Annotated in this window: 18 protein-coding genes; 10 read left to right on the forward strand and 8 right to left on the reverse strand. The window is 70.5% G+C overall.

What is annotated here, in order from left to right:
• Positions 1–83: 83 nt before the first annotated feature.
• From ACO0E1_RS13035 to ACO0E1_RS13055, 5 genes are all read right to left on the reverse strand, one after another.
• Positions 84–527: a MarR family winged helix-turn-helix transcriptional regulator gene (locus ACO0E1_RS13035; RefSeq protein WP_281266537.1), complete on the reverse strand. Its 444-nt coding sequence runs from the start codon at positions 525–527 to the stop codon at positions 84–86.
• A 51-nt stretch (positions 528–578) separates the two neighbouring features.
• A complete protein-coding gene (locus ACO0E1_RS13040) occupies positions 579–1,103 on the reverse strand; it encodes a hypothetical protein (RefSeq protein ID WP_422874574.1) in 525 nt (174 codons plus the stop codon).
• A gap of 163 nt (positions 1,104–1,266) precedes the next feature.
• Positions 1,267–1,998 carry a copper homeostasis protein CutC gene (locus ACO0E1_RS13045; protein ID WP_422874575.1) on the reverse strand — a complete coding sequence of 244 codons (732 nt, stop codon included), beginning with the start codon at positions 1,996–1,998 and terminating at the stop codon, positions 1,267–1,269.
• Positions 1,995–3,539: a M81 family metallopeptidase gene (locus tag ACO0E1_RS13050; RefSeq protein WP_422874576.1), complete on the reverse strand. Its 1,545-nt coding sequence runs from the start codon at positions 3,537–3,539 to the stop codon at positions 1,995–1,997. Before ACO0E1_RS13050 ends, ACO0E1_RS13045 begins: the two co-directional genes overlap by 4 nt.
• Positions 3,532–4,734 carry an ROK family protein gene (locus ACO0E1_RS13055; RefSeq protein ID WP_422874577.1) on the reverse strand — a complete coding sequence of 401 codons (1,203 nt, stop codon included), beginning with the start codon at positions 4,732–4,734 and terminating at the stop codon, positions 3,532–3,534. The genes ACO0E1_RS13050 and ACO0E1_RS13055 overlap by 8 nt, the downstream gene beginning before the upstream one ends.
• Before the next feature lie 178 nt (positions 4,735–4,912).
• Between ACO0E1_RS13055 and ACO0E1_RS13060 the strand changes: the two genes are divergently transcribed.
• The 7 genes from ACO0E1_RS13060 (at position 4,913) to ACO0E1_RS13090 (ending at position 13,006) form a co-directional block, all read left to right on the forward strand.
• Positions 4,913–6,709, forward strand: coding sequence for a peptide ABC transporter substrate-binding protein (locus tag ACO0E1_RS13060; protein WP_422874578.1), 1,797 nt, complete (start codon positions 4,913–4,915; stop codon positions 6,707–6,709).
• Between the two features lie 96 nt (positions 6,710–6,805).
• Positions 6,806–7,765, forward strand: a complete 960-nt coding sequence (locus ACO0E1_RS13065) for an ABC transporter permease (RefSeq protein WP_402727778.1) — start codon at positions 6,806–6,808, stop codon at positions 7,763–7,765.
• Positions 7,766–7,820: 55 nt separating this feature from the next.
• A complete protein-coding gene (locus ACO0E1_RS13070) occupies positions 7,821–8,717 on the forward strand; it encodes an ABC transporter permease (RefSeq protein ID WP_422874579.1) in 897 nt (298 codons plus the stop codon).
• Complete coding sequence (locus ACO0E1_RS13075; protein WP_422874580.1) at positions 8,714–10,411, forward strand: dipeptide ABC transporter ATP-binding protein; 1,698 nt, start codon at positions 8,714–8,716, stop codon at positions 10,409–10,411. Before ACO0E1_RS13070 ends, ACO0E1_RS13075 begins: the two co-directional genes overlap by 4 nt.
• Positions 10,408–11,331 (forward strand): ROK family protein, encoded by a 924-nt coding sequence (locus tag ACO0E1_RS13080; RefSeq protein ID WP_422874581.1) that lies wholly within the window; start codon positions 10,408–10,410, stop codon positions 11,329–11,331. Before ACO0E1_RS13075 ends, ACO0E1_RS13080 begins: the two co-directional genes overlap by 4 nt.
• Positions 11,332–11,493: 162 nt before the next feature.
• A complete protein-coding gene (locus ACO0E1_RS13085; RefSeq protein WP_422874582.1) occupies positions 11,494–12,078 on the forward strand; it encodes a hypothetical protein in 585 nt (194 codons plus the stop codon).
• Between the two features lie 40 nt (positions 12,079–12,118).
• The gene (locus tag ACO0E1_RS13090) at positions 12,119–13,006 is read left to right on the forward strand and encodes an SDR family oxidoreductase (RefSeq protein WP_422874583.1); all 888 of its coding nucleotides are present in this window, start codon (positions 12,119–12,121) and stop codon (positions 13,004–13,006) included.
• Between the two features lie 4 nt (positions 13,007–13,010).
• Here ACO0E1_RS13090 and ACO0E1_RS13095 read toward each other — a convergent pair whose 3' ends face one another.
• Complete coding sequence (locus ACO0E1_RS13095) at positions 13,011–13,901, reverse strand: helix-turn-helix transcriptional regulator (RefSeq protein WP_422874584.1); 891 nt, start codon at positions 13,899–13,901, stop codon at positions 13,011–13,013.
• 87 nt (positions 13,902–13,988) lie between these two features.
• Here ACO0E1_RS13095 and ACO0E1_RS13100 point away from each other — a divergent pair, with 87 nt between their 5' ends.
• Entirely contained in the window at positions 13,989–14,771 is a 783-nt protein-coding gene (locus ACO0E1_RS13100) for an SDR family NAD(P)-dependent oxidoreductase (protein WP_422874585.1), read from the forward strand.
• Positions 14,772–14,804: 33 nt separating this feature from the next.
• Here ACO0E1_RS13100 and ACO0E1_RS13105 read toward each other — a convergent pair whose 3' ends face one another.
• Positions 14,805–15,263, reverse strand: a complete 459-nt coding sequence (locus ACO0E1_RS13105) for a DUF4383 domain-containing protein (protein ID WP_422874586.1) — start codon at positions 15,261–15,263, stop codon at positions 14,805–14,807.
• Between the two features lie 102 nt (positions 15,264–15,365).
• The gene (locus ACO0E1_RS13110; protein WP_422874587.1) at positions 15,366–16,214 is read right to left on the reverse strand and encodes a helix-turn-helix transcriptional regulator; all 849 of its coding nucleotides are present in this window, start codon (positions 16,212–16,214) and stop codon (positions 15,366–15,368) included.
• 143 nt (positions 16,215–16,357) lie between these two features.
• Here ACO0E1_RS13110 and ACO0E1_RS13115 point away from each other — a divergent pair, with 143 nt between their 5' ends.
• On the forward strand, positions 16,358–17,149 hold the full coding sequence (locus ACO0E1_RS13115) for a M15 family metallopeptidase (RefSeq protein ID WP_422874588.1): 792 nt from the start codon (positions 16,358–16,360) through the stop codon (positions 17,147–17,149).
• A gap of 131 nt (positions 17,150–17,280) precedes the next feature.
• Positions 17,281–17,964: an SDR family NAD(P)-dependent oxidoreductase gene (locus tag ACO0E1_RS13120; protein WP_422874589.1), complete on the forward strand. Its 684-nt coding sequence runs from the start codon at positions 17,281–17,283 to the stop codon at positions 17,962–17,964.
• Positions 17,965–18,022: the final 58 nt, after the last annotated feature.

Genomic DNA, 18,022 nt, shown 5'->3' on the forward strand with positions numbered 1-18,022 from the left:
TTCCGGGCAGGGTCGAGCGCGCGCCGACGGACGCCGGCACGGCGTGGTGTGAGTGGAAGTGGTGGCGCCCTGGCGGGCGTGGTCTACCGGGTGGGCTCGTCGAGCTCCGCGGTGACCTTCAGCAGCAGGGTGCGGAGGGTGGCGCGCTCGTCCGGGGTGAGCGGGGCGAGCAGGGTGTCGTCGAGGGCGAGCATCGCGTCCTCGAACCCGGCGATCAGGTCGATGCCGGTCGGCGTGGCGTACACGAGCTTCGTCCGGGCGTTGCCGGCCTCTGCTCGTCGTTCGATCAGCCCGCGCTTCTCGAGGCCCTGCAGGAGACTCGAGACGCTCGCGGCGCTGGTCCGGGTCATCTCGGCGATGTCACGCTGGATGGCCCCGGGGTTCTGCTGGAGGTAGCCGAGCACGAAGCTCTGCTCGTGGGTGAGCTCGCGCTCGCGCACCCACTCTTCGGCGGCCTTGCGCTGGGCCCACCCGATCCAGCGCATGAGCTGGAGCGGGGTGTCGAAGTGTGGTGCGCGCTGCGTCATGCTCAGAACTCTAAGTGTTTGAGTTCTAACTGTCAACTCTCGAACTAATTGTCACGGCTGCACGATGACCGTGGCTGTGCTCGGGCCGCCACACTGGGCGGAGCCGCCGTGGCGCTTCCACGACAGGACGACGGCCTGTTCGGTCAGTGTCGTGCCCTCCCGGTCGCGGAGCGCCACTCGGCCGCGGTCCGGCGTGCCCATGTCCGTCGAGATCGTCCAGACCTCGCCGTCGCGGATCGTCGTCCGCCACGGCGTCGGGGACAGGGTGACGGTGTCCGTCGGCTCGGGCTTCGGGGTGAGGGGCCCCGGAGCCGGAGGTGCCGCCGGTGTCGCATTCCCCGTCGGGGACGGCGATGTCTCCGGCGCTACCCCTGGAGCGCAGTCGTCACCGCCGCCGCAGAATGCGACCTCGCGCACGGCCGACGTGGCCCCCGACGAGCCCGGAACGCGAACCTCGACGGCGTTCGTCCACCCGATCGCCGGACAGGCCGTCGGGAACACCGCGCACCCCCCGAGCGCCGCGACGAGCAGTGCGGCGCCGATCGCCGCCCCGGTCGCCGACCGTCCGTTCCCCACGGGTCCATCGTGCCGGGACTGCAGCGCGAAAGCGACGGTCGGTCGGAATGTGTCTTCGTCTCGTTCGCGAAGGCGACAGTTTCCCGGTGGATTCCGGGCGGAAACTGTCGCTTTCGCGTGAAGGGGGGGGAGAGGAGGGAGTGGGGAGCGAACGGCGGGCCTGTCAGGCGTCGACCGCGGCGCGGGCGGCCCGGACGACCTCGAGGTCGGTCACAAAGTGTGCGGCGCCGTCGTCGGCACCGCCCATCGGGACACCGGCGTGCGCGTTGTCCGCGGCGGGGCGCTTGGCGGAGAGGTGCACGGCGGCGGCCCCCGTCGCGAGGAGAGCCGGGACGTCAGCGGGAGTGACCCCCGCGCCCGCCATGACCTGCACGGGCCCGGCGGCATCGACCATGCGGGCGATCGTCGTGGCGCCGGTGACCGCGGTGGGCTTGCCGCCGGACGTCAGCACGCGGGTGAACCCGATCTCGGCGAGCAGCGCGACGGCTGCGACGGGGTCGGCGGCGTGGTCGATCGCGCGGTGCAGGGTGACCTCGGCCGTGTCGCGGACCTCCTTCGCCGTCGCCACGAAGCGCCGGAGGACGTCCACGTCGAGGGAGTGGTCCGGACGCAGCGCCCCGACCACGACGCCGGCGGCACCGGAGCGCAGCACAGCCCGGAGTTCCCGTTCCATGAGGTCGATCTCGGCTGTGTCGAACACGAACCCGCCCGGCCGGCTGCGGATGAGCGCGTGCGCCGGGATGCCGGTCTCGTGCACGGCCTCGACGAGGGCCTGCGACGGGGTCAGTCCGCCGAGCTCCAGCCCGACGCAGAGCTCGACGCGGTCGGCACCGCCGTCGCGGGCGGTCGCGGCACCGGCCGGCGAGGTGACGGCGATCTCGAGGGCAACGGTCACAGCACGGCTCCGAGGGGTTCGTTCGACGAGGGGATGATCCGCGCGGTCAGGTCGGGCTCCGACGGGAACACTCGATCGTAGGGGAACATCGGCCGCTCGATCCTGTGGTGCCCGAGCCGCTCGAGGTCCTGGTCGACGCCACCCGGGGTGAGCGCGAGCATCCAGTCGGCGGACATGTCGAAGAGCTCTGGTTCGAGGTAGCCGATCTTCACGATGACGACGTCGGCGCTGCGCGGGTCGAGGTCGAGGTCGGTGAAGTCGTGCTCGTGGTGGTACGGCTTCCTGGTCTTCGTGAGGATCGCGAAGACGCTGCCGACCTGCAGCACGACCTCGATCTCTGCGTCGCGGTCGCCGTGCTTGATCGCGTGCACGCGACCGGTCATCGTGATCGGGCCCGCGTGCACGGCGTCGACCGTGGCGCCGGCGGTCACGGTGACGGTCGCACCGACACCGGCGTCGACGGCGGTCGCGACGGCATCGGCGCCGGGCACGCTCGCGTAGATGACCACCGGGCCGGTCGGGTCCGCGAACGCGGGGTGCGCGAGCACCTGCGTCAGCCCCCACGTCATGTCGCCCGAGCCGCCCGCGGTCGGGTTGTCGCCGGAGTCCGAGATGAAGTACGGCCGTGTGGCGTCGGGAGCCAGCGCGGCGGCGAGGCACTCGTCGAAGGAGCCCGTCGGCGCGACGAACACGAAGTCCTCGCGGACGTCCCAGAACGCCCGCGCCAGTCGTTCGGCGCCCGCGGCGACCGCGTCCGTCGACCACCCGGTGACGACGGTGACGGCACGGTCGCGGGGTTGGTCGGCCCAGGCGTACCCGACCCAGATAGCGGCGTCGAGGACGCCCTCGGTCGCCTCGACCTCCGGCACCTGCGCGTACAGCGACGCCGCGGGCTCGATGCGCGTCGAGGTCTGCTCACCGGGGAGCAGCACGGGGATCGGGATCCACGCCTTCACCGGACGCTGGGCACCGACGGGCCGGGTGGTGAGCACGTCGACGAGGTTCCGGACGGCGCGCTCCTTCGTCTCCATGGCGTCCTCGTGCGGGGCCATCCGGTAGCAGGTGACGAGGTCGACCTGGTGCGCGAGCTCCGCCGTGACGTTGCCGTGCAGGTCCATCGAGGCGGAGACGACCACGTCGGGGCCGATCACCGCGCGGATGCGTCCGAGGAGGTCTGCTTCGGCGTCGTCCAGCCCCTCGACGACCATCGCGCCGTGGATGTCGTACCAGAGCCCGTCCACGGACGTCGATGCCACGATCGCGGTCAGGCGCGCAACGATCTCGGACGCGAGCTCCTCGTACGACGCGCGGTCGACGATGCCACCCGGCAGCGCGTGCCCGATGAGCGCCCCACGGAAGTCGGCGTCCAGCGACGCGAGGAACGGGTACCGCGCGACGACCTCGTCCCCGCGGTCCGGGTGGAACGCCGGTGCGAGGGTCCGTGTCGGCGTGAACGTCGACGTCTCGATGGCGAGCCCGGCGATGGCGATGACGGGACGGTGGGCGGTGCCGGCGGTCGTGGTGCTGGTCGTGTCAGACACGGACGCTCCTGTTCCTGGTGGTCGACTGGGGGATCGGCGTCGACAGGTCCTGCAGCGATGCGGCGAGCCCGCGCTGCAGGGCGAACTGTCCGGCTCCGACGAGACCCGCGTCCGCGCCGAGCGACGCGCGCTCGATGACGAGGTGCTGCGTCATGAGCGGGTGGCAGCTCTCGTAGAGCTGGCTGCGCACGGCCGCGACGAACGGGTCGAGGGTGGACAGGATGCCGCCGAGGTACACGGCATCCGGGTTGAAGAAGTTCACGTTGGCGGCGAGCACCTCGCCGAGGTAACGGCCCGCGAGCCGCACGGCCCGGGTGGCCTCGGGGTCGGCGTCGGATGCGAGTCGCACGACGTCGGCCGTCGAGGTGACCGGCACCCCCGCGGCGCTGAGGATCCGGACGAGCGCGGCACCGGACGCCACGGTCTCGAGGCACCCGGTGTTGCCGCACGAACACGGGGTGTCCCCGGCGGCGTCGATCCGCACGTGTGTGATGTCCCCGGCGGAGCCGGTGGCGCCCCGGTAGAGCCGGCCGTCGATGACGATCCCGGCACCGATCGCCGATCCGGCCTTGATCGTGATGGCCTGTCGCCGCGATGCGGGTTGCACGATCTGCTCACCGGCGGCCATGCAGTTCGCGTCGTTGTCGACCGCCGCCGGGACCCCGAACCGCTCGGTGAGCCACGACGCGACGGGGAACCCGTTCCACCCGGGCATCCGGCTCGGCAGGTCGACGACACCGGCCTCGACGTCGACCGGGCCGGGCAGGCTGAGCCCGACGCCACGGAGACCGGCCGCTCCGCGGGACTCGATCAGCTCCTCCAGCAGCGACGCCAGTCGCTGGAGCCCGGCGGTGGGGCCGTCGGAGAGCGCGAACGGGACGTTCGCGACCGACTCGAGCGAGCCTCCAGGCAGCACGATCCCGATCCGCGCGTGACCGCCGCCGACGTCGGCGGCGACCGCGTACTCGTCCACCCCGCCGATCCGGAGCACCTTGCGGGGGCGACCGCCGGTCGAGGCGTCGGTGCCCTCCTCGGCGAGCAGGCCGTGCGACAGGAGCTGTGACACCACGTGCGACACGGTCGAGGGAGCGGCGGCGAGCAGCCCGGCGATCTCGGTCCGGCTGGTCGCCTGACCCGACGCGACGAGCTCCAGCACACGGGAGCTGAGGTCCGGCACGACTTTCTCCAATTCCACGAAAACACCTGGCAACAACGACGCATCGCCGACTCTAACGGGCAGACAGCGTGGTCGACCCTTTCGACCGAACCGCAGAAACGAAGTATTTACAAACAAATGTTTGTTTTTCCAAGGGCTTTGGTCGTTGACTGTCCCCACGCTCCACCTCCCGAATCCCACGCACAAGGAGATCCGCATGACCAAGCCCCGTCGCTGGGCCCTCCTCACCGGGGCGGCGATCGCGGTGAGCGCACTGCTCGCCGGCTGTTCCGGAGGCGGCACCGCCGCCACGAACACCAACTCGGACGAGATCAACTACGCGCTCCCGGCGAACTTCACGCCGAACTGGATCCTGCCGATCGGCACCGCAGCGCACCTCAACACGAACAACGGCTCCATCGCGCAGTCGCTGTACGAGCCCCTCATCGCGTACGACGGTTCCACCGGCAAGATCGCCTGGAACAAGAAGGGCTCGGTCGCGACGGACGCGGACTTCGCGAGCGACGGCAAGAGCGTCACGGTGACCCTCGGCGACCGGCACTGGTCGGACGGCAAGCCGATCACGAGCCGCGACGTCGAGTTCTGGTTCAACCTCATCAAGGCGAACAAGGCCCAGTGGGGTTCCTACTCCGAGGGCAAGGTCCCGGACAACTGGACCTCGTTCAAGGCCGATGACGAAACGCACTTCACGATCACGTTCGACAAGGCGTACAACTCCGACTGGATGCTCGCCAACCAGCTGAGCCTCGTCGTCCCGCTGCCGCAGCACGCGTGGGACAAGACCAGCGCCTCGGCATCGGTGTCGGACGCCGATCGCACGACCGACGGCGCGAAGGCGGTCTGGAAGACCATCAACACCGCCGCCGGCAAGATCGCCGACTACGACTCCGACCCGCTCTGGAAGACCATCAGCGGCCCGTACGGGGTCAAGTCGTTCACCACCGCCGGCAAGGTCCAGCTCGTCGCGAACTCCAAGTACGACGGCGGCCAGAAGGCGCAGATCACGACGGTCAACCTGCTCCCGTTCACCACCGCAGACGCCGAAGCGAACGCGGTCCGTTCCGGTGAGGTCGACTACGGCTACATCCAGGCGACCGACCTCGACCAGAAGGACTCCTTCACGTCGAAGGGCTACGACGTGAAGCCGTGGACCGGTTGGGCGATCACGTACATGCCGTACAACTTCAACAACCCGAAGATGGGCGCGGTCTTCAAGCAGGACTACGCACGCCAGGCCGTGCAGATGTCGATCGACCAGAAGAGCCTGTCGAAGGTCGTCTTCAACGGCACCGCGACCCCGACCTACGGCCCGGTGCCGCAGGCGCAGGAGTCCGACTACGTGTCGAGCGCGCAGCAGGACAACCCGTACCCGTTCAGCACGTCGAAGGCCAAGGCCCTGCTCACCAGCCACGGCTGGACCGAGAAGAGCGGCACGATGGTCTGCACCGACGCCGGTTCCGGCGCCAGCCAGTGCGGCGACGGCGTCGAGGCCGGCACGAAGTTCACCATGCAGGTGCTCTCGCAATCCGGCTCGTCCGTGACCGACAACATGATGAGCGCGATCCAGTCCTCGCTCGCGAAGACCGGCATCGGTTTCACCATCAAGACGGCCCCGGTGTCGAGCGTCCTGTCGCAGACCCCGACGTGCACCTCGGACGAGGCCAGCTGCGACTGGGACCTGTCCTTCTTCGGCACCGCCGGCAGCTGGTACTTCCCGGCCTACCCGACCGGTGAGGCGCTCTTCTCCACGGGCGGCTCGGCGAACTTCGGCAGCTACTCGAACAAGCAGGTCGACGACCTCATCGACGCGACCACCACGTCGACCGACTCCAGCGCGGTGCAGGACTACAGCGCGGCGGTCGCGAAGGACCTGCCGGTGATCTGGCTGCCGAGCCCGGACTACCAGATCTCGGTGGTCAAGCAGGGCCTGACCGGCTTCGACCAGGACTCCCTGGCGAACTTCCACCCGGCCCAGTGGAAGTGGAGCAAGTAGGTCGCTGACGCGACCACGGCCTGGAGGCTCGGTGCGCGCCCGGCGCACACCGAGCCTCCCGTCCCGCTCACGTAGGAACCGACCAACGGAAGCCGCATGACCACAGTCCTCTACCTCACCCGGCGGGTGCTCCAGGCGCTCGCGGTGATCCTCATCGTCACGATCGTCGTGTTCTGCCTGCTGCACGCGCTGCCCGGCGGCCCCGCGAGGGGCGTGCTCGGCGTCTCCGCGACACCGGTCCAGATCGCGGCCTTCAACCAGGCGCAGGGGCTCGACCAGCCGCTGCCCGTGCAGTACCTCCGGTTCCTCGGGCGGCTGCTCACCGGCGACCTCGGGACCTCCTACACGCTCAACGAACCCGTCTCGCAGCTCATCCAGGAGCGTCTGCCGAAGACCCTGGTGCTCACCGGGCTCTCCGCGGTCCTCGGCCTCGTCGTCGCGATCCCGATCGGCATGTGGCAGGCCGCCCGCCGCAACGGTGCGGTGGACTACACGGTCACGGCACTCGCGTTCGTCTTCTACTCGACGCCCGCGTTCTTCCTCGGACTCGTCCTCATCGTGGTGTTCAGCCAGCAGTTGCCGTGGCTGCCGTCGCAGGCACCGAGCGGAAACACCCTCGCCGAGGTCTTCCAGGACCCGGCCGGGCTCGTGCTGCCGGTGCTCACCGGGGCGCTCGCGATGATCGCGGTGTTCAGCCGGTACATGCGGGCATCGACGCTCGAGAACCTGCAGGAGGACTACGTGCGCACGGCCCGCGCCGGCGGCTCCTCGACGATGACGATCCTCCGACGGCACGTGTTCCGGAACTCGTTGACGCCGGTCGTCGCGATGCTCGGGTACTACCTGCCGGTACTGTTCGGCGGCGCGCTCGTCACCGAGCAGCTGTTCAACTACCCGGGGATGGGACTGCTGTTCTGGAACGCGGCGCAGTCCTCGGACTACCCGACGCTCCTCGGCTGTGTCCTCGTGATCTCGGTCGCGACGGTGATCGGCACGCTGCTCGCCGACGTCGCCCAGTCGCTCATCGACCCTCGTGTGAAGGCGGACCGCGCATGACCGTCACGTCCCGCATCGACACGTACCGCTACCGCACCGTGAAGGCGGACCGCGCATGACCACCGTGCAGATCGCACCCGAGGCGCCCGGAGCCCCCGTCTCCGTGGCCGCCACCGGCTTCCGACTGGCCGCGCGCCGGTTCTCGCACAACACCCTCGCCGTGATCGGTCTCGCCGTGATCGTCGTCATCGTGCTGTTCTGCTTCGTCGGCCCGTTCCTGTACCCGACCGACCAGACCCACACGCAGTTGTCCCAGGCCAACCTCGGCCCGAGCGCCGCGCACTGGCTCGGCACGGACGCCGTCGGGCACGACGTCCTCGGCCGCCTGATGTACGGCGGCAAGGTCTCGCTCATGGTCGGGATCGCGGCGGGCATCCTCGCCACGGTCGTCGGCACGTTGTGGGGCTCGGTCGCCGGGTACGTCGGCGGGTGGGTGGACGCGGTGATGATGCGCATCGTCGATGCCGGCATCGCGATCCCCGCGCTGTTCATCCTGCTCGTCATCTCGGCGATCACCACGCCGGGCGTCGGCGGACTCATCGTGATCCTCGGTCTGGTGTCGTGGCTCGTGCCCTCCCGCCTGATCCGCGCCGAGACACTGACGCTGAAGAACCGCGACTACGTGCTCACCCTCCGCGCGATCGGCGGCTCGCACGCCCGCGCCATCGGCAAGCACCTGCTGCCGAACTCGGTGTCCACGATCGTCGTCGCCGCCACGTTCCAGGTCGCCGACGCGATCCTCCTCGTCGCGTACGTCTCGTACCTCGGCCTCGGGGTGCAGGCGCCGGCGACGGACTGGGGTGGGATGCTCTCGGCGGGACTGACCGCCGCGTACTCGGGGCGGTGGTGGCTGATCGTGCCGCCGGGTCTCGCCGTGATCCTGGTCGTCTGCGCGTTCAACGCCGTGGGCGACGGGCTCCGGGACGCTTTCGACGTGAGGGGCCGGGGATGACCGACACCATTCTGCAGACCACCGACCTCGGGGTCTCGTTCAGCACCGAGTCCGGCACGGTCGACGCCGTTCGCGGGGTCTCCCTGTCGGTCGCGCCCGGCGAGACCCTGGCGCTCGTCGGGGAGTCCGGCTCGGGCAAGTCCACCGTCGCGCTCGCCGCGATGGGGCTGCTCTCCGGCAACGCGACGGCGTCCGGCAGCGCGGTCGTCGCCGGGCACGAGGTCATCGGTGCCACCGAACCGGCGCTCCGTGGGCTCCGCGGGAGGACTGTCTCGATGGTCTTCCAGGAGCCGGCGACCGCCCTCGACCCGCTGACCCGCGTGGGGGAGCAGATCGCCGAGGTCATCCGGAACCACCGCTCCGTCCCCGCCGCTGCCGCACGGTCCGAGGCCGTCGAGCTCCTCGGCAAGGTCGGCATCCCCGACCCGGCCACGCGTGCCCGCGCCTTCCCGTTCCAGCTCTCCGGCGGGCAGCGGCAGCGTGTCGTCATCGCGATGGCGATCGCGAACAGCCCGGCGCTCCTCATCGCCGACGAGCCCACCACGGCGCTGGACGTCACCGTGCAGGCGGAGATCCTCGAGCTGCTGCGTGCGCTCGCGGTGGACAGCGGAACGGGGGTGCTCCTCGTCACGCACAACATGGGTGTCGTGGCGGACTTCGCGGACCGGGTCGCCGTGATGCTGCAGGGGGAGATCGTCGAGACGGGTCCGGTCGAGGACGTCCTGCTCCGCCCGCAGCACGAGTACACGAAGCGGCTGCTCGCCGCGGTGCCGCGGCTCGACACGCCTGAGTCGATCGCGGCCCGGGATCGATCAGCGGCCCCGGTCGTCCAGGTGGCCGATGACACGGACGGGAGGCTCGGCTCGGCTCCGGTGGTCGACCTGCGGGACGTCTCGGTGACGTTCGGGCGCGGGGCGCGGGCCGTCCACGCCCTGAGCGGCATCGACATCGCGGTCCACGCCGGTGAGACCGTCGGCCTGGTCGGCGAGTCCGGCTCGGGGAAGTCCACGGCAGCGCGGGTCGCGCTGGGCCTCATCAAGCCGACCGCTGGCGCGGTGCACCTGTTCGGCGAGGACCTCCGTCGCACGCGCGGGCGGGACCGGCGTGCGCTGCGCTCCGGGATCGGCGTCGTCCTGCAGGACCCCGTCGCCTCGCTCGACGCTCGGATGTCGGTCGGGGATTGCATCGCGGAGCCGCTGGCCGTGCACCGTCGTGGGATGTCGACCGGCGAGCGGCGGAAGCGAGTCGACGAGGTGCTCGACGCGGTCCGGCTGCCCCGCGCCCTGGCGAACCGCGCCCCGCGCGAGCTCTCGGGCGGCCAGCGGCAGCGAGTCAGCCTCGCCCGTGCGCTGGTGCTCGACCCGCGGCTGCTCGTCGCCGACGAACCGACATCGGCGCTCGACGTGAGCGTGCAGGAGGCGGTGCTCGAGGTCCTGACCGAACTGCAGGGCGAGCTCGGGTTCGCGTGCCTGTTCGTGTCGCACGACCTCGCCGTCGTGCAGCACTTCGCCGAGCGGGTCGTCGTGATGCGGCGGGGTGTGATCGAGGAGCAGGGCACGACCGGCACCACGCTCCTGCACCCCACGACCGACTACACGCGTCGGCTGCTCGCGGCGGTCCCGGTTCCGGACCCGGTGCTGCAACGGCAGCGTCGGACCGAGCGGCTCGCGACCCTCGCGGCGGTGGAGTCGTGAGCGCGGTCTTCGCCGGCGTCGACGTCGGTGGGACGAACACCAAGGTGCTCATCGCGACACCGTCCCTCGAGGTGATCGACCGCGTCGACCTGCCGACGCCGGCGCACGCGGGTGGGGCGGCGATCGTGGCGGCGGCGCTCGGCGCGGTGACGGACCTGCTCGACCGGCACCGGGCCTCCCTTGCGGGTGTCGGCGTCGGCGCTGCCGGTGTCGTCGACCCGGCCACGGGGACCGTGCTGGTGACCGGGAACTCGTTCACCGGCTGGGCCGGTTACGGCGTGACCAGTGCGGTGTCTGCGGCGCTCGGCGTCCCGGCGACGCTCGACAACGACGTGAACGCGTTCCTGCTCGGCGAGATCGCTGCCGGTGCCGTCGTGGGAGAACGCGACGTGCTCGGGATGACCCTGGGGACCGGGGTCGGCGGCGCGCTCGTGCTCGACGGAGCGCTGTTCGGGGGCCCGCGAGGCGCCGCTGGGGAGATCGGGCACGTGCCGGGGTTCGGCGACGAGCTCTGCACGTGCGGTCAGCACGGACACCTCGAGACGATCGCGGCAGCGCGGGGGATGGCATCGCGCTACGAAGCCCGGACCGGGCAGCGCCTGCCCGTGCACGCCATCGCCGACGCTGCCCGCACCGGTGACGTCGACGCCCGCGCGGTGTTCGACGACGCCGGGTGGGGGATCGCCAGGGGGATCCTGCTGACGGCGGGGATCCTCGACGTGACGACGGTCGTCATCGGGGGCGGGGTCGCACGGTCGTGGGACCTGCTCGCCCCGGCGGTCTCCGCCGCGATCGCTGCCGAGCCGCCCGTTTCCGGGGCGACCATCCGCGTGGAGCAGTCCACGCTCGGGTCCGACGCGGTCGCGCTCGGCGCCGCCGCGCAGGTGCGGGCGCTCGTCCGCGACGCGGAGCTCGCGTAGGGCCAGCCGCGTCTGCTGGATTGCGCCCGCCTGCGAACATCGCGCCCTGTCTCGACGGGGCGCGATGTTCGTGCCGAGGTGCGAACCGGAAGAGCCTCAGTGCCCGCCCGACGTACCCCGGTCCGCCGTGGCGTGAGGAGTTCTCGGGAGTAGCTTCTCGCCATGGTCGTGTGGATCGTCATCGGAGCCGTGCTGCTCGTGTCCGTCGTGCTCATCGCCGTCGAGGGCCGCATCATGCACAAGCCCGAGTCCGAGCGAAGCGACCGAGAGCGCCGGTTCATGCAGGTGGACCGGGCCGTCGGGCGTGCGAACCAGTCGTACGCGCGCAACATCGCACCGTGGTTGGTCGTCGGGCTGGCGGTCGTGGGGCTCGCCATCACGATCCCGTTCTGGGCGGAGGGGAAGACCGGCGCGGCCGCGGGACTGACCGGGTTCTTCCTCGTCTTCGGCGTCGGGGCGATCGTCTTCTGGGCGCTCGTGCTCCGGAAGCGCGGCCGCGGCAGTGCCTGGCGTGAGGACCAGGACCGGCAGCAGCGCGAGGCGGACGCTGCCGGCCGACCCCGCTGGTTCGTCAGCGTGAAGGCCGGATGGCTGCTCGGCGGCATGTTCACCGCGATCGGCATCGCGGCGCTCGTCACGTCGCTGATCGGTGGTGGCGGGTTCATCACCGCGTCGATCCTGCTCGCCGTCGGCATCCTGTTCCTCGTCATGGTCGTGATCCAGCAGCGTGCCGAGGCGAAGCGCTGACCTGAGTGGCCGTCCGGGGCCGGGTGAGGACGCTGGACGCATGAGCCAGTACGACAAGCGCGATCCCAACACCCTCTACCCCGCACCGCCGTACCCGAAGCAGGAGCAGTCCCTACCGGGTGCCGCGTGGAAGATGGACCCGAAGCCGGACCACGGCGAGAAGAGCTACGTCGGGCGGGAACGCCTGACCGGGTACCGCGGCATCGTCACCGGCGCGGACTCCGGGATCGGCCGTGCCGCCGCGATCGCGCTCTCGCGTGAGGGCGCCGACCTCGTGCTGTCGTACCTCCCCGACGAGCAGGAGGACGCAGAAGAAGTCCGCGACCTGCTCGAGGGCGAGGGGCGTCGCGCCGTGCTCTTCCCCGGTGACATCGCCGACGAGCAGTACTGCATCGACCTCGTCCAGAAGGGCGTCGACGAGCTCGGCGGACTCGACACCCTCGTGATGGTCGCCGGCCGCATGGACAGCAACGACGACATCCTGACGCTCGACACGTCGATGTTCGACTCGACGTTCAAGACGAACATCTACTCGCTGTTCTGGCTGACGAAGGCCGCCGTGCCGCACCTCGAGCCGGGGTCGACGATCGTCACGACCGGGTCGATCCAGGCGTCGACACCGTCGGCCGACAAGATCGACTACGCGGTGTCGAAGGGTGCGATCAAGCTCTTCACCGAGGCCGTCGCGCAGCAGCTCGCGCCGAAGGGCATCCGCGTGAACTCCGTCGCACCCGGACCGGTGTGGACGCCGCTGCAGCCAGGGTCGGACGACGCCGAGACCGTGTCACACTTCGGCGAGAGCTCGCCGTTCGGCCGCCCGGGACAGCCCGCGGAGCTCGGTGCCGCCTACGTGCACCTCGTCAGCCCGGAGTCGAGCTACCAGTCGGGCTCCACGATCACGATCGCCGGGGGCACGCCGGCGTTCTGATGGGTCAGTCCGACCGGACGCCCTCGGCCCCGAGCACGTCGGCCGCGTCGGCCGCGTCGGCCGCGTCGGCCGCGCCGATCACGCCGAGGAGCGCGAGGGCGTCCGCGTCCGGCGACCCCGGCGGAGCGGTGTAGAGCACCAGGAACTGGTCGTGGTCGGTGAGCGCGAGACTGTCACAGTCGACCGTCACCGATCCGACCATCGGGTGGTGGAAGGTCTTCGTGAGCATCGGAGCCGGTGCGACGTCCTGCTGCTCCCAGAGCCTGGCGAACTCCTCGTTGCCCCTGAGCTCGTCGATGAGGTCCGTCACCGACGCGTCCGCCGGGTAGTGGGCGCGGGTCGTCCGGAGCTGCATCACGACGTGCCGCTGGAACTCCGTGCCGTCGGAGATCCCGTACGGCGTGCGCTCGGGGGCCCCGCCGACCGGGAAGGCCTTGCGCGCCAGGTTCCGCTCGGTCGGGGTGCGTTCGGCGAAGTCCTCCATGAGCGCGGCGGCGAGCGGATTCCACGCCAGCACCTCGAACGTCGCGGAGATGACGATCGCGGCGGTCTGCGGAAGCCGGTCGATCACCGCGAGGATGCTCGGCCGAACGTCACGCTGCACGGTCCCACCGTGCAGCGGAGCGGTGCCTGCCAGCAGGTGGAGGTGCTCGGACTCGGCGGGTGTCAGGCGGAGCGAACCGGCGATGCCTGCGAGCACCTCGGCTGACGGTCGTGGCGCACGGCCCTGCTCCAGTCGGACGTAGTACTCCGTGGAGATGTGGGCGAGGACCGCCACCTCTTCGCGCCGGAGCCCTGGCGTCCGGCGTCGTGGTCCGGACGGCAGCCCGACGTCTTCCGGCCGGAGCCGCTCGCGCCGTGACCGGAGGAACGCGGCGAGTTCCTGCTTGTCCATGCCCGAGAGTCTGCTCCGGAGCCGTGACCGGATCCTGGTACCGGATGTACCTGGCTCCGCCGCTCCGGGCGGCGGGACGCTGTCGGCATGACCAACGAGACCACCTCCACTCCCATCGGCCTGCTCACGGGCAAGGTCCTGTTCATCACCGGCGCGAGCCGCGGGATCGGTGCCGCCGCCGCCCGGCTCTTCGCCCGTGAAGGCGCCGCCGTCGTGCTCGCGGCACGCAGCACCGATGCGCTCGACGGCGTCGTCGCCGACATCCGGTCGGCGGGAGGGACCGCCGACGCCGTCGCACTCGACCTCGCGGACGCCGACAGCATCCGCGCAGCGGTGATCCGGGTCGACGAGCTGCACGGGCGGCTCGACGGCGCGTTCAACAACGGCGCGGCGATCCAGCAGCCCGGGCCCCTCGACACCACGACGGACGAGGACATCGACACCCAGTTCGCGGTGAACTTCCGCGGGCACTGGGTCGCGATGACCGCGGAGGCAGCGCTCATGCGGCGGTCCGGCGGCGGCGCGATCGTGAACACGTCGAGCATCGGCAGCCGACGGGCGAACCCGGCGCTGCCCGCCTACGGCGCGATGAAGCGGGCGCTCAACAGCATCACCGAGACCGCTGCCGTGACCTGGGCGCCGGAGCACATCCGCGTCAACGGCATCACGCCGGGAGGCACGGCGACGGAGATGATCGACGCCTGGGAGACGGCGACGCCCGGCATCACCGAACAGATCAACGCGTCCGTGCCGCTCGGACGCATGGCCGAGCCGGAGGAGGTCGCCGAGGTCGCCGCGTGGCTCCTGAGCGACCGGGCGGCGATGGTCACCGGCGCGATCGTCCCCGTCGACGGTGGCGCGGGCGCCTGACGACGAGCGCCGGCACCCGCGCGAGGTGACGGGTCAGGCCCGCCGTGCGCCGACCCGCGGAAGCACCACACCCAGGACGATCATGGCCACGGCGAGCACTGCGTGCAGGACGTTGTCGGCACTGTTCAGCGGCACGAAGTTCGCCCCGCCCATCATCCCGGCGGTGAAGAGCCCGTAGACGAAGAGCACCGCGTAGACGATGCCGCCGATGAGCAGGTACAGGCGAGCGCCCGTGGCGGTGCGGGCGGCGATCAGGCCGACCACGCCGAAGAGCAGGTGGACGATGTTGTGCAGGGCCGACACCTGGAACAGGCCCAGGAGCAGAGCCATCGAACCGTGTCCGGCCATCGCCATGGAACCCATGTCCATCGTCAGGCCGGGGATGAAGCCGGCGATGCCGACGATGAGGAAGACGACGCCGAAGACGAGTGCGCCCTTCTGCGTCCAGGTGGATCCGTAGCCGGTGCGACCGGTCGTTGCGTGCGTGGTCATCGTGTGGCCTTTCGTGAGTTGGGCCGTCGGCTTCGACGGTCCGGACAGGTCATGCCCACAGATGATTCGGAGCGGACGTACCGGTGGTTTGCAGGGGCCGGGTCAGCCCTCTTCGACGAGCGACTGCGTCCCGAGCACGACGGCCAGTGCGAGCCGCTCGGCGTCGACCGTCCCCGGCTCGGCCGTGTAGGCCAGGATGCAGAGGTCCTCGGGCGCGACGACGAGCGCATCGCAGTCGACCGTGATCCGCCCGACCAGCGGGTGCTCGATCACCTTCCGCCGTCCCTGCGCGGCCGGTGCCCCCGACACCGACGCCCACAGCTCCACGAACCGAGGGCTCGCCGCCCGGAGGTCCCGCACGAGCTGCTGCAGCTGCCGGTCGAGCGGGTACCGAGCCACCGTCATCCGGAGCCCGGCCACGAGCGACTCCTCGAACGCCGCCTGTTCGGCATCGGTGTGCACCGCGCGGCTGCCCGGTCCGACGAGGTGCCGCCACGTGGTGTTCCGCTCGTGCCCGGTGTACGCCGAGATCGACCCCATCAACGCGTCGTGCGGGGCGTTCGCGACGAGCAGGTTGCCCGCGGCGTCGAGGACGGCGACCGGGGTGTCGGCGAGCCGGTCGAGCAGCCGCTGCACGCTCGGCGGGATCCGGGTCGGGACGACGTCCGCCCCGGGAGCGGCGTGTCCGGCGAGCCGGTACAGCAGCTCCCGGTCGGCGTCGGTCACCCGGAGTGCTCGCGCCAACGCCTCGACGACCTGGGCGGAGGGGGAGGTCGCACGGCCCTGCTCGAGCCGGGTCAGGTAGTCGGCGGAGATCCCGGCGAGGCCGGCGAGCTCCTCGCGCCGGAGCCCCACCGCTCGACGCCGCGGCCCCACGGCCACGCCGACCGCATCGGGCGCGACGTGGTCCCGCAGGCGTCGGAGCGTGCTCCCGAAGTCGTTCTCGTCCACGGCCCCAGTCTGCGCCTGGGGCTGTCTCGGATCCTGGCCCTGTCAGACCCACCTCTTGGCTCGATGAACTCCGGGTGAATCCGTTTTCCGGCAAGAAGAAAAAGCATTGACAACGGCTCCGGTGCTGATGCTAGATTGTCGCCATGCCGCATGGGGGAAAGCAGCTTCAGCCGATTTCGCGACGTACTGCGATCGGCGCAATGGGATTGTTGGCCGGTGTCGCGGTCGCCGGTGTTCCGCTGTTCACTGCCCGGCCGGCCCTCGCCGTCGGGCGATGGGGGCAGTACGAGAACGGGAAGATCCCACTCGAAGCGTTGACCGTCATTCCCTGGGCAACCTCCCAGCGACTGCGGTCCGATGCGACCCAGGCGCTCGTCGCGCTCAACAAGGCGTTCGTCGCGGCGCGCGGCGGCAACCTCCCGATCACCGAGGCGTACCGCAACTACGCACGGCAGCAGGAACTCCGTGACTACTGGTGCAGTCAGGGCAGCTGTGAACTCGCAGCCCTGCCGGGGAGCTCCAACCACGGCTGGGCGTTGGCGATCGACGTCACGATCGGGCGGCTCGACTGGAACCACCCGACGTACCTGTGGCTCAAGGCGAACGCGGGGAAGTACGGGTGGGAACACCCTGCCGGGGCAGAACCCGGAGGGTCGTACCCGGAAGCATGGCATTGGGAGTACAACGGCACGTACGTCCCATTCGAACCACCGAAGTCAGAAGAGGATGACGACATGGCAACGAATGTGATCACAGTATCCGTCCCGGATGGCGGAACCGGGCAGGTTTGGTGGTCGGTGAATCTCGGCGACAACACCAAAGCGCGCATTTGGAATGGCACCCAGCTCACGTTCCGACGCAATATCGGCATTCCCGAGTACTCGAATCAGCCACCGCAGACCCTGCAGGGCTTCAAGGACATCTCGACGACCTGAGGCTGAACGGAAGCGGTGCTCGTCGGAATGCGATGTGCCGGGCTTCGTTCGTCATGTGCCGTCCTGGCCCTGACGGTCCTACGACAACGGGACGACTCCCTATCCGAGTGCAGACGACCGACGCTGGGGCCATGACAACGACACTCGTGACCGGAGCCACCCGTGGCCTCGGCAAGGAAACCGCCCGCCAACTCGTCGAGGCTGGACACACGGTCTGGATCGGCGCTCGCAACGCCCAGCAGGGCGAGGCCGTCGCCGCCGAGATCGGCGCACGCTCCGTCCAGCTCGACGTGACCGACGACGCCTCGGTCGCCGCCGCGTTCGCACAGGTCGACGCCGACGGTGGCCTCGACGTCCTCGTGAACAACGCCGGCATCGCGATGTGGGGGCTGAACGGTCCCGATGCACTCCGGGTGTTCGACACCAACGCCGTCGGCATCGTCCGCACCACCGAGGCAGCGCTCCCGATCCTCCGACGCTCGGCCAACCCGCTCGTGGTGAACATCTCGAGCGCCCTCGGCTCGTTCACCGCGGTGCACGACCCCGAGAGCGCCGCGTCGACCGTGCAGGCAGCGGTCTACGGTGCGAGCAAGTCCGCCGTGACGATGCTCACCGTCCAGTACGCCCGGATGGCACCGGAGGTCCACTTCGTCGCGCTCGAGCCCGGCTACACCGCGACCGAGCTCGGCGGGATGCCGAACCCGCACGGTCGGCCCGTCGAGGTCAGCGCCGCCACGGTGGTGGCAGCCGCCAGCGCGGGCCCGGAGGGCCCGACCGGCGTCCTGCTGGAGGACGGCCACCCGCTCGGTTGGTGACCAGATGACGGACCGGAGGCTCGTGGCGGATCCGCCACGAGCCTCCGGTCCGTCCGGT

Source organism: Curtobacterium guangdongense (genome assembly GCF_049341845.1).
Classification (GTDB): domain Bacteria; phylum Actinomycetota; class Actinomycetes; order Actinomycetales; family Microbacteriaceae; genus Curtobacterium; species Curtobacterium guangdongense.

Excerpts from the sequence above, each read along its gene's own strand:
- ACO0E1_RS13035 (WP_281266537.1), bottom strand. The coding sequence starts at position 527 with ATGACGCAGCGCGCACCACACTTCGACACCCCGCTCCAGCTCATGCGC.
- ACO0E1_RS13060 (WP_422874578.1), top strand. The coding sequence starts at position 4,913 with ATGACCAAGCCCCGTCGCTGGGCCCTCCTCACCGGGGCGGCGATCGCG.
- ACO0E1_RS13065 (WP_402727778.1), top strand. The coding sequence starts at position 6,806 with ATGACCACAGTCCTCTACCTCACCCGGCGGGTGCTCCAGGCGCTCGCG.
- ACO0E1_RS13070 (WP_422874579.1), top strand. The coding sequence starts at position 7,821 with ATGACCACCGTGCAGATCGCACCCGAGGCGCCCGGAGCCCCCGTCTCC.
- ACO0E1_RS13075 (WP_422874580.1), top strand. The coding sequence starts at position 8,714 with ATGACCGACACCATTCTGCAGACCACCGACCTCGGGGTCTCGTTCAGC.
- ACO0E1_RS13085 (WP_422874582.1), top strand. The coding sequence starts at position 11,494 with ATGGTCGTGTGGATCGTCATCGGAGCCGTGCTGCTCGTGTCCGTCGTG.
- ACO0E1_RS13090 (WP_422874583.1), top strand. The coding sequence starts at position 12,119 with ATGAGCCAGTACGACAAGCGCGATCCCAACACCCTCTACCCCGCACCG.
- ACO0E1_RS13095 (WP_422874584.1), bottom strand. The coding sequence starts at position 13,901 with ATGGACAAGCAGGAACTCGCCGCGTTCCTCCGGTCACGGCGCGAGCGG.
- ACO0E1_RS13100 (WP_422874585.1), top strand. The coding sequence starts at position 13,989 with ATGACCAACGAGACCACCTCCACTCCCATCGGCCTGCTCACGGGCAAG.
- ACO0E1_RS13105 (WP_422874586.1), bottom strand. The coding sequence starts at position 15,263 with ATGACCACGCACGCAACGACCGGTCGCACCGGCTACGGATCCACCTGG.
- ACO0E1_RS13115 (WP_422874588.1), top strand. The coding sequence starts at position 16,358 with ATGCCGCATGGGGGAAAGCAGCTTCAGCCGATTTCGCGACGTACTGCG.
- ACO0E1_RS13120 (WP_422874589.1), top strand. The coding sequence starts at position 17,281 with ATGACAACGACACTCGTGACCGGAGCCACCCGTGGCCTCGGCAAGGAA.